The following is a 13,573-nucleotide window of genomic DNA, read 5'->3' on the forward strand; positions in this document are numbered from 1 at the left end:
CCTCTAATCCTTTAAACCACCAAGGGTCATTCCTTGTGTTAATTTTTTTTGAACAATGATATATAAAATCAAAGTTGGTAGCATGACAAGAACCATTCCTGCATACATTTGACCATAGTTTGCAGCGGATTTTTGAGCTGCCATCAAGTTCATTAACCCAACAGGTAACGTCTTATTCGGCCCTGGAATTAATGTTAAAGCAATAATGTATTCGTTCCAAAAGGCAAGAAAATTAAATAAAATGACGGCAATAATACTTGGACGAGCTATCGGAATCATAACTGAAATCATTGTTTTGAAATATCCAGCACCATCAACCAACGCCGCTTCCTCATACGTGGATGGAAGCGATTGAAAAAAACTAGACAGCAAGTAAATCGTGAATGGTAACGCCGTCGCCGCATATACCACAGCTAAAATAAATAAATTGTCTAGTAGCAATCCATCACCTAGTTGGCCTCGTAAAAAGTTATCTCCGTCCAATAACATCAAGAAAATTGGCACAACAATGTAGTTCACATTGATGAATAATCCAGCTTTAAAAAAAGTATTTATTAATTTGCTTCCTCTAAAGGTATATCTTGCCAACACATAAGCTGCTGGTAAAGCCACAATCAATAAAATAAGAAGGGCCAACGCAGTTACCATGACTGAATTCAACATATAGGTACCCATGTTTGCCTTTTGGAAAGCATCGATAAAGTTTTGAAAATAGAAACTTTTCGGCATGGCCCAAGGACTTCCATAAAACTCCGAATTTTGCTTCACTGAGGCTAAGAAAACCCATGCAACAGGAATAACAATTGAAATCGCTAACGTAATAAGTGCTACGTAGATAAAACAGCGATACATTGCTTCTGTAGTCATTCCTTTTTGTGTTTTCATTGTTTTTGGGGCTGGATAAGCTGATTCTACAGTCATTTCTTTTTGTGTTTCTATCTTTTTTGGATCTCGATAAGCTGTTTCTGTAGTCATTCTTTTTTGTGTTTCCATCGTTTTTGGACCTCCTTAATACTCCAACACTTCCCTTTTAGTAACACCACTGATAATTGCAGATAATGCGAATGAGAATAAGAAAATGACCACCCCAATAGCCATACCGTAACCGTAAGAAGAATTTGTGTAAGCCTGCTTATACATGTAGCTTAAAAACACTTCCGTCGATCCATCAGGTCCGCCGCCAGTCATTGCTTGAACGAGAAGAAAACTTAAATTAATCGTACTAATAACGAAGAAAGTTAACGTCGTCCGAATGTTGTTCCAAATTAACGGTAAAGTAATACTAAAAAATTGTCTGAACCGTCCAGCACCTTCCAAAGCAGATGCTTCATAAAAACTTTCCGGGATACTTGCCATTGCCGCCATATACATGACCATATAGTAACCAATCGCTTGCCAAATGAGTGCCCCGCCAATGCTGTAAATGGCAATTTTTTGATTTCCGAGCCACATCTTTTGTAGGTGTTCCAGATTAAATAAAGCAAGTAAATTATTTAACAACCCTGTAGTTGGGTCATAAACTGCAGAAAATATTCCCGCGATAACTACAACCGATAAAATATTAGGGATATAAAAAATAATTCGAAAGAAGCTTTTTCCTTTTATTTTTTCTCTCGTTAACAAAGTGGCAAACAAGATCGCCATCACCATCGTGATGAGTGTGACGATAACAATCAAGACTATACTGTTTTGGAGAGACCGAAAGAAGTTCATATCATTCCATAAAATCTTGAAGTTTTCGAGCCCAACAAATACCTTATTATTAGAAAATCCTCCCCACTTATATAAAGACATCCTGAATACCTCAATCGTAGGAACAATCATAAAAATGGCTAACAGGATTAGTGCTGGTGCAGTACAAACAAAAATAAAAATTCTTTTTTCTGTCGTCTTATTCATGCCATCACCTCAGTTAATAAGTACAACGGTGAGACTAGACGACTCACCATTGTATATAGTGAAAACGAATTTATTTTAATGCAGACCGTAATTGGTCACTCACTTTTTCAACAGAGCTTTGCCAATCTTTCACCTTTTTATCACCAGAAACAACACTGTCAATCGTTCTAAATAATGTATCTGGCATACTTACACCTTCAACAGCTTTCGTTGCAGCAAATCCACCTATTCCCACTTTCACTCCATTATCATAGATACTATAGAATGATTTATTTTCACCTGTCAGTTTATTAGAAAGGCCTTTGATAGGCTGGATCGCACTCGACTCAGCAAAAATTTCAGCTGCCTTATCCGAATAAACAAACGTCATGAAATCTTTAGCAAGTTGTTTATTTTTAGCTGCCGATGGAATCCACATTTGTTCAAAGAAAGTAAATGCATAACGGTCGCTATTAGCATCAATTGTCGGTAAAGCCATCATGCCCCATTCAAACCCTTTAGATCGAGGAGCTTCTTTCATTTCACCAACTACCCACGTACCATTTGGCATAAACAAAGCTTTGTTATCGAGAATCAACTGTTGATTTTTCTTGTAGTCTTTATCATTTGCATTCGCAACAGTAGTTGGCTCTGTATATTTTGCTAATTTTCCGATAATTTCGAAGGATTTTGTTGCTTCAGAAGTTTCCCAAACACCATCTGTATATTTCATAGCTTTATTAAATAACTCAGGCCCGCCCACCCCTAGTAGTAAAGAGTAGAAGAATGTATCAAAGTAGCCTGTAGTAGGATAAGTAAATAATGCAATCCCTTCTGCTTTCGCTTTATCTCCTAACGCCCACATTTCGTCCCAAGTCTTCGGCACTTCCCAACCTTTTTCTTTTAATAAACTAGCATTATAAAATAATCCAGTTGGACTATAGAACATCGGTGCCATATAAATTTTACCGTCATTATAAGGATTAGTTGCAGGTGTACCAGTAAGCCCTGGTACTAACTTATCTTTGACTTTAACATCTTCACCATAAACATTTTTATCAAAAACATCAGTAATGTCTTCTAATGCTTTATCTTTAATCAAAGTTTCTGTTAGCGCCTGTTTTCTCCCGGTTGCCAACAACACAACATCCGGATACTTTCCTGCTTTCATATTTGAGCCTATGACATCCTCAAGATTTTTGTCCACTGTCAATTTAACATCAACTTTAGGATTAGCAGCCTCATATGCGTCAATCACTTTGTTCCACATCTCTTTACCATAAGCCGATTCAAGTGTTGCCACATGAAGGGTTTGTTTCTCACTGGAGCCTTTACCATCCTTAGCGTTATCAACTTTTGTAGTATTACTTTGGCAAGCTATTAAACTAAAAGATAACAAAGCTGTCATCCCAGACAACAATAACTTTTTTTTCATCTCTATTTACCCCCATCTCCTAATCTTCCTTTCATAATTAAAGAATACAAAATAGATAACGCTTTCACAATAAACATCTTGTTCTGTTTTTTAGATATCTTGCTTTTTACTGAATATCCCACTAAAATCTTTATAAAATAGATAAAAAGTCTACGAAGGAGGGATTCATTTGTCCAATGAAGTATATGAGATTCCGCAGTTTCAACGAAATCACCTTCCAGTTAAACTTCTTTATATAACAAAATCAAAATACGATAAAGATTGGCATAGCACCATTCACGCTCATCACTTTACAGAGCTATTGTATATTACTAAGGGCAAAGGAACTTTTATCTTTTATAAAGAAGAAATCCCTGTCCAAGAACACAATTTAATTATCATCAATCCAAATATCGAGCACACGGAAAAGTCTGATACGAATTATCCACTCGAATACATTGCACTTGGCATTCAAGGTCTGTCCTTTTCATCCATAGAAAATCCCAGTCCCGTCACTATTCATAACTATAAACAGGATCAAAAAAACTTCCTCTTCTACCTTCAGCAATTGGTTGAAGAAGTGGAAAACCATCAAGAAGATTACGATTTGATTATACAAAATATTCTGGAAATATTATTACTTAAGATGATGCGAAAAAAATCTTTTAATGTAGAGAAAACATCTACTCAAAAAATCAATAAAGATATTGAATTTATTAAAAACTATATTAAGCAGCATTTTCACGAAAATATTAGCCTAGATACATTAGCAAGCATTAGTCATATTAATAAATATTATCTATCCCATTCCTTTAGGAAATTCGTCGGTGTGTCGCCTATTGAATATTTAATTCAAACTCGTATTAGAGAAAGTAAAATTTTGCTAGAAACTACTAATTATTCGATTTCTAATATTTCAACCATTACCGGTTTTTCTTCCCAATCATTCTTTGCACAATCATTTAAACGAGAAACAAATCTATCTCCTTCACAATACAGAAACGCTATAAATTCTAGCAAAAACAAACTAGATTCTAGTGCAAAAATTTAAAGATACATTCAATTAACCTATACTTCTTTAATGTATTGTTACTATTATTTTGGAAAGAGAGTGTTCCTATGATTCAACAATTAAAAACATATTATGGTGAGGATATAAAAATTAATGAAGCTGTGTTGTCAGAAGATTATAGCTGGTTTTTAGTTGAAGGAAACAAAGTCGGAATCCGAAAAATTCGATTACATCAAAGGGAACATCAATTGCTTTCATCCATCTTAACACCCATTCATACTGATCCATTTTATAAAACAGAAAAAGAAAAATCGTGGTATGAAGCATTATACAGAAATAACAACATCCCTATACGGTCCGTTCGTTTTTTACACTTTTTCACAACACAATCTATTGTAGAAAGAGAAGAATTTCAAGATGCTTTACAGTCTATGTTTTCTTTTACTACTACAATGATATGGGAAACCTCGCAAGCTGGTGTTCTCATCTTGGAAGAAAACATAACGGAATCTGTATTGCAAACAGCCTTAGATACACTAGAAACAGATTTTTTTATATCCCTATCCTTCTTTGTTGGACGACGTTATACGCAAACAACTGAATTTACTTACCTGTATCAATGGGAACGAACATTATTTTCTGTTCTTTCTCCCTATTTATCAAAAAAAATTACATACATTGAACAACTGCTCCCTTATCAATTAATGATTTCATTACCGAAAGAAAAAAGAGAAAAATATACGCATCAATTATTGGCACATATTTCAAATGACAAAGAACTAATAGATAGCGTTAAAGTATTCTTCCAATGTAACTTAAATGTCTCTCTTGCAGCTAAACAATTATATTTACATCGTAATACTTTGCAGTATCGAATTGATAAATTCATTGAAAAAACAGGGATTAATATAAAAACCTTTGAAGGTGCAGTAGCAGTTTATATGGCGTTTCTTTCTTTAGATATCTCATGAAAAACAATATTCATTTTTCTTATGCCACATCGTTATATACACTCTTGCATGATTTGGAAACTCTTTCCCATTATTTCTCTTATCTATAGTTGAACTTATATCTAAAAGAGCTTTCTCGTATCTTAAATCTGTAAACTTGCATAAAAGCCTCTTATTTTTTTGTGCACAACGCCAATTTACTTACACTTTTAATAATCTTACAATTCTATTAATTATAAAAAAGGAGTGAATATTTATGGCCGAACTTGTATTAGATCATATTTTTAAAGTTTATGATAATAAAATCACTGCCGTTTCTGACTTTAATTTACATATTGAAGATAAAGAGTTTATTGTATTTGTCGGTCCTTCTGGGTGCGGGAAATCAACAACTCTACGTATGATTGCAGGTCTAGAAGACATTTCTGATGGTTCGTTTTATATTGATGGAGATCGTATGAATGATGTCGCTCCAAAAGATCGCAACATTGCAATGGTATTTCAAAATTACGCACTCTACCCGCATATGACTGTTTATGATAATATGGCGTTTGGCTTGAAACTACGTAAACTTCCAAAAGATGAAATTAATCGTCGAGTAACGGAAGCGGCGAAAATCTTAGGACTAGAAGATTACTTACAACGCAAACCAAAGGCATTATCAGGTGGACAACGCCAACGGGTTGCACTAGGAAGAGCTATAGTCCGTGATGCAAAAGTATTTTTAATGGACGAACCTCTATCAAATTTAGACGCAAAGTTACGCGTAAGCATGCGTTCAGAAATTTCTAAACTTCACCGCCGTTTAAATACGACCACTATATATGTGACACATGATCAAACAGAAGCAATGACAATGGCATCACGCCTTGTTGTTATGAAAGATGGGCTCATCCAGCAAGTTGGAACTCCAAAAGAGGTATATGATACTCCTGAGAACATATTTGTTGGCGGATTCATTGGTTCTCCAGCTATGAATTTCTTTACCGGTACATTACAAGATAGCTATTTTCACATGGAAAATATCCGCTTCAAAGTACCAGATGGTCAACTAAAGACATTAAAGCAAAAAGGGTATAATGGAAAAAAAATCATACTCGGTATTCGTCCTGAAGACATTCATGATGAACCTATCGTTCTTCAATCTTCTCCTGAATCCACAGTCGAAATTACAGTAGAAGTTGCTGAATTATTAGGTGCTGAAACGATGATTCATGGAAAACTTTCAAACCAAAACTTTATTGCACGAATTAACGCTCGTTCCGAGATTAAAACTAACGATACACTTCCATTAGCTTTTAGTTTAGCGAAAGCACACTTTTTTGATATCACTACCGAGCAAAGAATACGTAATAATTGACGAATGTCTAAAAAAAATCCCGATAGAATTGTCCCGTAAGTAACTCAATCTTTCCATTTTATTGTATGCATAACTTCTACTTCGAAAAAAATAGATGTAGCTACGACAAACATTTCTTGAAAAAGAATTCAAGACTAGATTCCACTATATATGCGACAGAACCATACTAAAAAACATCTCATATGAATATGAAATGTTTTTTAGTATTTTCTATTCTTTTAATAAATCTAATAAACCATTCCCTTCAGATGTACGTTCATATCCTAAAGGTACAGTTCTTTTAATAAGTTGTGCATATATTTCTGGTTCTGATAACTTTCTACCATATTCCCTTTCACACTGCTTTATGAGCAATGCCAGTGCTCCAGCGACATGCGGTGTCGCCATAGAAGTACCACTTAATACCGCATATTTCCCTTCAGGATACGTAGATAATATTTCATCGCCTGGCGCCACTAAATCAATTTCTTGATTTGAATTACTAAAACATGCGATTTTCCGATCTAAATTGACAGCGCCGACTTCAATTACTTCTGAGTATGCACCTGGGAAATCTAGTTCCTCCGTGTTATCATTACAATCTCCATTATTCCCAGCAGCACATACGACGAGAACATCTTGCTTTACCGCATTTTGAATTGCTTCATGTAATTCCGGAACGTCTTGCGGGCCACCAAGTGACATGGAAATGACTCTAACTCTTTCTTTATTAGGCCCTCTCCAATTTACAGCATAATGAATCGCCTCAATAATTTGCTCATAACTTCCAGAACCATCCCCTGCTAAAACCTTTAACACTAGCATTTTAGCAAGTGGTGCCACTCCTAAAACACCGATTCCATTTTCAGTCGCTGCAATTGTCCCCGCTACATGAGTACCGTGTCCGTTATTATCAAGATAAATATTTGGATCTCCTTCGTAATCTTTCGTGAAATTTCTTCCGCCGATAATACGATCCTTTAAATCTATATGATTCGTATCACACCCTGTATCTAATACGGCAACGACAATATCTTTTCCTTTCGCACTCTTCTCCCATACTTGCGGAGCATGAATGAGTTGTACACCTGGCGGAATTTCATTTACTTGTTCAACCACCTTATCTACTGTAAAAGGAATCAATTGTATACCTTTTTGTTTATTCGCTGTACTACTATTCATCGTAATCCCTCCTGAAAATATATTATTTTCATTTCAGACCACTTTTGAAAACACTTACATGTAACATTCGTTTTATGTGTTTCGTTTTCCTTCCTTAAAAATGTTTCTCAATAAGGCTTACGAATTTTATACTACTCTTTTATCCCGCTTTAATGGGCAGCCCGATTGGTGAGGGCTGATTAAAGTTTCACTTTATTTATCTCGTAATTTTTAGAAACGAAAAATTACGAGATAAATAAAAGGACCAATTGAATGGTCCTTTTATAGTTTTTAAAGAATGATATGGAATTTTAAAAATAATTTGAATTAAGACTAAACCTCACTCTTGTTTAAAAACTTTTCTATTTCTTTTATTAAATATTTCGCTCCATCTATACTAACAGTAATGTTTCCATTTGCTAATGATATGTTTTGATTTGAAACATCACCTGTTATTTGACAAGCATTGTAAGGTTGATATTTTTGTAAAATGACTTTGTCTTCTTCTACGAAAATTTCAAGCGGTGATTTAATTTGTATTCCCAATACATCACGTAATTCTTTAGGAATTACAATTCGTCCTAATTCGTCTACTTTTCGAATAACTCCTGTTGCTTTCATATTACTTCCTCCCTTACTTTTTATTAATTTTTTCACCTCGCTTTTTCCATTTTATCACTTTTTGGTAATACCTGCCTCTTTTTAGAAAATTTTGTACTCAAGTTAAAAAAACACATTTAACGAATACGTAATCTCTCTTTCAATTGTTTTAAATAACGAGAGCGAATCAGTAAAAAATATACAACTTGAATTCCTATGAAAATACTTAATACAATCGCATTTTCTTTAAATAGTGAGTACTCAAACATCTGTCCGAGTGCAGTTAACGCTACTGCCCCATGTAATGTTGCAACACCTATTGGAACGAAGAATAAAAGTCCCAATCGAATTGTAACTACTTTCGATAATTCTCCACTTGTTAAGCCTACTTTTCGAATCATTTCAAACAAACGAGTATCATCCTCCAAGTCAGAAAACAAACGGAAATAAAGGAAGCTTCCTGCACATACGAAAAATACAATACCAATAAAGAAACCTACAAATAGAATTGGTCCTGCAATTTGTAAACTTTGGTTTTGTTCGTACTCTTCTGCACTAAACGTTGTATGTTCTTCATAAGGCTTCATCTGATGCGTTAGTTCTTTACCAACCTCAACTTCATCTTTCGTTCCTTCTGTTTTGTACACATAATCTTTTTCCTCTTTAAATCCATCTTGTAATGCATCATATTGATTTTTAGAGATTACATAAACGTTACCTCTTAATATTTTACTTAATGAAGAAGTATTAACTTTTTTCACATGTAAAGGTTCACTCAAATGTGGTAAAGTAATTTCTTTTCTTTCCTTTATCGGTGGTCCTGGTATATCGACTGACAAAAATAAAACTTCTTTTTGGGATACCGCATGAAAGGGTTCTCCTGTTAACTTCGCATATTCCTTATAGTCTGATTCCTTTATAAAGGTGGCGCTTTTTAACGACTGCTCTTCCGTTTTCTTCGTTGAAATATTAGTTTTTGAAGCTGCTATACTATGTTTCTTTAATCCTTCGTCAATCATTTTCAAATGCTGTGATTCATTACTATTTCCTTGCTTAGAATGATAGTGAAACGCAATTGGTCTCTCCATAATCGCCTTTGTCATTGATGTAAAGCCAACTAATGTACCTATTGCTGAAAATGCTACAGTTGAAATTATGGTTACAATAAAGAACATTCTTGCGTTATCTCTCATACGGTAAGCTAAATCTGACAACGTAATAATATTTGTCTGTGTCCAATAGAAACGTTTACTTTTTTTACATAGTCTAATAATAAAGACACTCAACTGCTTATACAGCAAATACGTACCAATAATGACTACCGTTGTAACAGGAATCATCATGATAAATACCATTGCACCGTGTGACATAAGCGCTCCTGCATATCCCGCACTAAGCAATATGACTGCTAATATAGAAGAAATAATGGATGCTCTCGGTTCCGGCTTCGCTTCTGCTGATCCTCTAAACAATTTCATAATTTTATTCTTCCGGATCATTCCTGCACTAAACAATGAAATAATCATAAATAATACGAAAAACATAATACTCGTTACAACAATGGCTTTCATTGGAATGTAATAAGGTAAGGAAATATCTAACTTTAATATCATGGGAGCTACAAACATTAATACTCCAGAAAATAACATTCCTGCTAGAATTCCAAAAATAATTGCCCCTATCCCAATCATAATATTTTCAAAAAAGATAAGACGCTTTAATTGATATTTCGTCATACCTAACATCATTAAAATTCCTAATTCACGCTTTCTCGTTTTTAAAAACATTCCCATCGAATATAAAATAAAGAAAAATGTAAATAAGTAAATAATGGACTGTGCAAACGACATACTTATGAACACGTATTGTCCCAATTCTCCAGCACTTAACGCCGGATGAAACGCAAAAAATGAATAAACAAAAAAAGCCATAATAGCAAATGCACTACTTAAAAAATATGCTGAGTATGTTCGTCTATTTCGCGTTACATTTCGGTATGCGAGTTCTCTAATGTTCATATTCCTTCTCCGCCCTTCTACTAGCTATGTTCTTATATTAGTAAAATGCGGAAATAGCTTCCATCGATTCAAATGACAAAAACCTTACATTGTTGAAAGGTTTCAAAAAAATTGCTTAAACGATGCAGTTTCATTATAATGACTACATTCATATTCATACACACATCCTATTGTATATTCGTTAATTTTGCGAAATAATAAAGGATAGAAGTATGTACCAATATACATATAAACTTATTTACCGCTTTAATATGAATAGGAGGAAAACATAATGACATTGCAAGAACAGATTATGAAAGCATTACACGTTCAACCTGTAATTGATCCGAAAGCAGAAATCCGTAAACGTGTTGATTTCTTAAAAGATTATGTAAAAAAAACAGGTGCGAAAGGATTTGTACTTGGAATTAGTGGCGGACAAGACTCTACATTAGCGGGACGTTTAGCCCAGCTTGCAGTTGAAGAAATTCGTAATGAAGGTGGTAACGCAACGTTTATCGCCGTGCGCCTTCCCTATAAAGTGCAAAAAGACGAAGATGATGCGCAATTAGCATTACAATTTATTCAAGCTGATCAATCTGTTGCATTTGATATCGCTTCAACAGTTGATGCTTTCTCAAATCAATACGAAAACTTATTAGGTGAATCATTAACAGATTTCAATAAAGGTAACGTGAAAGCACGTATCCGCATGGTTACACAATATGCAATCGGTGGACAAAACAGCCTTCTTGTTATCGGAACAGATCACGCTGCAGAAGCTGTAACGGGATTCTTTACAAAATTCGGAGATGGTGGTGCAGATTTATTACCATTAACAGGATTAACGAAGCGCCAAGGACGTGCTTTACTACAAGAATTAGGTGCAGACGAGCGACTTTATTTAAAAATGCCAACAGCTGATTTATTGGATGAAAAACCTGGTCAAGCTGATGAAACAGAGTTAGGTATTACATACGATCAACTTGATGACTATTTAGAAGGTAAAGCAGTTCCAACTGACGTTGCAGAAAAAATTGAAAAACGTTACACAGTGAGCGAACATAAGAGACAAGTTCCAGCATCTATGTTTGATGATTGGTGGAAGTAAGTAAAACATAAAAAAGAAGCTAATCTCATTTAGCTTCTTTTTTATATGTTAACGATATACCCCTACTCTTTTCTCCAATACATCCTGCAAGCAATCTTCATGTTGTTTACAAAATAAAGGCGGCATTTTATCTAACGGGAAAAACTGCAAATCCAATGTTTCATCACCGTCTGTTCTTTTCTCTCCTCCAACAATTGAGCATGAAAAGACTATCACAATTGACTGTGCCTTGTCTCCATTTGGATATGATTGAAAATATTTTGTATACACTCCAATAAGCTCATTTATTTCTACATCATACCCGGTTTCTTCTTTTATTTCTCGAATTGCAGTTTCTGCAGCCGATTCTCCAATTTCCATTGCCCCGCCAGGAAAGCCCCAGGCATTAAAGTCTCCTCTTTTTTGCAGTAATACTTCTCCTTCTTTATTAAATACACAACCACCGGCAAAGTTTAAGAAAACATAATCATGTCCTACTTTTTCACGTAATTCTTTTATATAATTGGCCATTCTCTTTCCCCTTTTCATACTTCTTTTATCACTATTTCTTATCTTTTTCAAGCAATTCAATAATTCGATCTAACTTCTGGTTCATATTAATCGCGTGGTGTTTCTTTGCAGCACTGCTTTGTAATACTCTTCTAATAAACAAAGTAAATGATATGAAAAACAAAACGATAAGTCCGATTACTAAACAAGTATATATCAATGTAAATATATTACTTTCGAAGAAGTTCATTCAGCATTCACATCCTCTCCTCGTTATTTTATCACATAATTCCCAATATTTTAAAGTAATAAACAAATGTAAAAAGAGCACCTTTTTACAGATGCTCTTTTTCATTACTTAATACGTAAATGTAATTGTCGCTAATGAATAATCTGCCATCGCACTATAAGGTGCTACTTGATAAGATACACGCTTTGCACCTTTTGGCCAATTTATTTCATTTAACACTTTCTTTATATCTTGCATTGTTCCATCCATAGACTGCTTATATCGTACTTCTACCTTTTCTGGCTTAGAAGCAAATTGTTGCTGTAATTTCTTCTTAAACTCACTATAATTCTCTGCTCCGTATTGTGTAGACATATATTTTAAATTTGTTTCTTTTAACATTTGTTCATACGCCGCAGTCTTTGAACTACCCGCTTTTATTTTGTTTGTTAATTCATTAAAATAACTTGTAGATGCTGCAGGATATTTACTACGATCCCAGTCGTGATCTTTACTTAATTGCTCATCAGACATATTAAAATATGAATATGTTACGCGCCCAGCTTTATCCGGTACCGGATCATCGAATGTAGTATCAAGGTGGTACCATTTGTTTTCAATGTTCACTAAATTCCATGCGTGAGCTTGTCCATTTCCTGTACCTGTTACAATATGGTTTTGGATACCCGCTTCTTTTAGTAATTCATATGTTAATAACGTATATCCTTGGCAAACGGCAGAACGATTCGCTAACGCTTCATATGCTGTATATGCTCCATAAGACGTATCATACGATACATGTTTTACAACGTAATCATGAATAGCTTTTACTTTCTCATGCTCATCCATTCCTGGTTTTACAATCGAGCCTATAATCGCTTTCGCCTGGGATTTTACATATTGTGTTTGCTCTTTTGATTCACGGTACTTAACTTGCAGTGTAAACGTATAGTTTCCTGGTAACCCTTTAATAGAATATTTAGTAGACGCTACATTATATTTTACATACTCATCTGCATCTACAACTTTATTAAACTCGCCGTACAATTGGTCCATCACATTTCTAGCATTTCTATCTTTCGTTTTATATGTGATTGTAATATTTTCTTCTCGATTATCAACCTGTTTTTTTAATTCTTTTCTAAAATCATTTAACAACTTTGCATCTGATTGTGATGTCGCTACAGTTGAATTCGTAGCTGCATAAGATACAGATGAAGCCTGTAAGCCTCCCATTACTATCGTTGAACAAAGTGCGGCAGCTGTCACATACTTACTTGTCTTTCCCATCATGTCACTCCTTACATTCTATAACTATACGAAAAAGTATCGTATAGTTTCAGAGTATACAATACTTTTTCGTATAGGTCATATGAGATTATGCATATTTAAC

Annotated in this window: 13 protein-coding genes; 4 read left to right on the plus strand and 9 right to left on the minus strand. The window is 34.5% G+C overall.

Annotation, left to right across the window (positions count from 1 at the left end; translation table 11 throughout):
- Positions 1-3 precede the first annotated feature (3 nt).
- From LMD38_RS16590 to LMD38_RS16600, 3 genes are all read right to left on the minus strand, one after another.
- The gene (locus tag LMD38_RS16590; protein WP_016717254.1) at positions 4-993 is read right to left on the minus strand and encodes a carbohydrate ABC transporter permease; all 990 of its coding nucleotides are present in this window, start codon (positions 991-993) and stop codon (positions 4-6) included.
- Positions 994-1,008: 15 nt separating this feature from the next.
- Entirely contained in the window at positions 1,009-1,899 is an 891-nt protein-coding gene (locus LMD38_RS16595) for a carbohydrate ABC transporter permease (protein ID WP_001044589.1), read from the minus strand.
- A gap of 70 nt (positions 1,900-1,969) precedes the next feature.
- Positions 1,970-3,313: a carbohydrate ABC transporter substrate-binding protein gene (locus LMD38_RS16600; protein ID WP_016717253.1), complete on the minus strand. Its 1,344-nt coding sequence runs from the start codon at positions 3,311-3,313 to the stop codon at positions 1,970-1,972.
- Positions 3,314-3,482: 169 nt separating this feature from the next.
- Between LMD38_RS16600 and LMD38_RS16605 the strand changes: the two genes are divergently transcribed.
- The 3 genes from LMD38_RS16605 (at position 3,483) to LMD38_RS16615 (ending at position 6,614) form a co-directional block, all read left to right on the plus strand.
- Positions 3,483-4,343 carry an AraC family transcriptional regulator gene (locus LMD38_RS16605; protein ID WP_016717252.1) on the plus strand — a complete coding sequence of 287 codons (861 nt, stop codon included), beginning with the start codon at positions 3,483-3,485 and terminating at the stop codon, positions 4,341-4,343.
- A gap of 68 nt (positions 4,344-4,411) precedes the next feature.
- Complete coding sequence (locus tag LMD38_RS16610) at positions 4,412-5,275, plus strand: PucR family transcriptional regulator (protein WP_227585351.1); 864 nt, start codon at positions 4,412-4,414, stop codon at positions 5,273-5,275.
- A gap of 235 nt (positions 5,276-5,510) precedes the next feature.
- Entirely contained in the window at positions 5,511-6,614 is a 1,104-nt protein-coding gene (locus LMD38_RS16615; protein ID WP_016717250.1) for an ABC transporter ATP-binding protein, read from the plus strand.
- Positions 6,615-6,824: 210 nt separating this feature from the next.
- Here the strand turns inward: LMD38_RS16615 and LMD38_RS16620 are convergent, their stop codons facing one another.
- The 3 genes from LMD38_RS16620 to LMD38_RS16630 all read right to left on the minus strand — a co-directional run bounded on the left by LMD38_RS16620 (position 6,825) and on the right by LMD38_RS16630 (position 10,372).
- Entirely contained in the window at positions 6,825-7,775 is a 951-nt protein-coding gene (locus LMD38_RS16620) for a serine protease (RefSeq protein ID WP_001089044.1), read from the minus strand.
- A 312-nt stretch (positions 7,776-8,087) separates the two neighbouring features.
- Positions 8,088-8,375 carry an AbrB/MazE/SpoVT family DNA-binding domain-containing protein gene (locus tag LMD38_RS16625; protein ID WP_000648331.1) on the minus strand — a complete coding sequence of 96 codons (288 nt, stop codon included), beginning with the start codon at positions 8,373-8,375 and terminating at the stop codon, positions 8,088-8,090.
- A gap of 116 nt (positions 8,376-8,491) precedes the next feature.
- A complete protein-coding gene (locus LMD38_RS16630) occupies positions 8,492-10,372 on the minus strand; it encodes an FtsX-like permease family protein (RefSeq protein WP_016717249.1) in 1,881 nt (626 codons plus the stop codon).
- 271 nt (positions 10,373-10,643) lie between these two features.
- On the opposite strand from LMD38_RS16630, the gene nadE reads away from it, so the two are divergent.
- Entirely contained in the window at positions 10,644-11,462 is an 819-nt protein-coding gene (nadE, locus tag LMD38_RS16635) for an NAD(+) synthase (protein ID WP_000174882.1), read from the plus strand.
- Positions 11,463-11,510: 48 nt separating this feature from the next.
- Here nadE and LMD38_RS16640 read toward each other — a convergent pair whose 3' ends face one another.
- From LMD38_RS16640 to LMD38_RS16650, 3 genes are all read right to left on the minus strand, one after another.
- Positions 11,511-11,972: an NUDIX hydrolase gene (locus tag LMD38_RS16640; RefSeq protein ID WP_014893814.1), complete on the minus strand. Its 462-nt coding sequence runs from the start codon at positions 11,970-11,972 to the stop codon at positions 11,511-11,513.
- A gap of 31 nt (positions 11,973-12,003) precedes the next feature.
- A complete protein-coding gene (locus tag LMD38_RS16645; RefSeq protein WP_014893815.1) occupies positions 12,004-12,201 on the minus strand; it encodes a DUF4083 domain-containing protein in 198 nt (65 codons plus the stop codon).
- Between the two features lie 108 nt (positions 12,202-12,309).
- Positions 12,310-13,470 (minus strand): transglutaminase domain-containing protein, encoded by a 1,161-nt coding sequence (locus LMD38_RS16650; RefSeq protein WP_000520871.1) that lies wholly within the window; start codon positions 13,468-13,470, stop codon positions 12,310-12,312.
- Positions 13,471-13,573 lie beyond the last annotated feature (103 nt).

The sequence above is a fragment of the Bacillus pacificus genome (assembly GCF_020861345.1).
GTDB classification, from domain to species: Bacteria; Bacillota; Bacilli; order Bacillales; family Bacillaceae_G; genus Bacillus_A; species Bacillus_A pacificus.

Coding starts and splice junctions, on each gene's coding strand:
- LMD38_RS16590 (WP_016717254.1), bottom strand. CDS start 993: ATGGAAACACAAAAAAGAATGACTACAGAAACAGCTTATCGAGATCCA.
- LMD38_RS16595 (WP_001044589.1), bottom strand. CDS start 1,899: ATGAATAAGACGACAGAAAAAAGAATTTTTATTTTTGTTTGTACTGCA.
- LMD38_RS16600 (WP_016717253.1), bottom strand. CDS start 3,313: ATGAAAAAAAAGTTATTGTTGTCTGGGATGACAGCTTTGTTATCTTTT.
- LMD38_RS16610 (WP_227585351.1), top strand. CDS start 4,412: ATGATTCAACAATTAAAAACATATTATGGTGAGGATATAAAAATTAAT.
- LMD38_RS16615 (WP_016717250.1), top strand. CDS start 5,511: ATGGCCGAACTTGTATTAGATCATATTTTTAAAGTTTATGATAATAAA.
- LMD38_RS16620 (WP_001089044.1), bottom strand. CDS start 7,775: ATGAATAGTAGTACAGCGAATAAACAAAAAGGTATACAATTGATTCCT.
- LMD38_RS16625 (WP_000648331.1), bottom strand. CDS start 8,375: ATGAAAGCAACAGGAGTTATTCGAAAAGTAGACGAATTAGGACGAATT.
- LMD38_RS16630 (WP_016717249.1), bottom strand. CDS start 10,372: ATGAACATTAGAGAACTCGCATACCGAAATGTAACGCGAAATAGACGA.
- nadE (WP_000174882.1), top strand. CDS start 10,644: ATGACATTGCAAGAACAGATTATGAAAGCATTACACGTTCAACCTGTA.
- LMD38_RS16640 (WP_014893814.1), bottom strand. CDS start 11,972: ATGGCCAATTATATAAAAGAATTACGTGAAAAAGTAGGACATGATTAT.
- LMD38_RS16645 (WP_014893815.1), bottom strand. CDS start 12,201: ATGAACTTCTTCGAAAGTAATATATTTACATTGATATATACTTGTTTA.
- LMD38_RS16650 (WP_000520871.1), bottom strand. CDS start 13,470: ATGGGAAAGACAAGTAAGTATGTGACAGCTGCCGCACTTTGTTCAACG.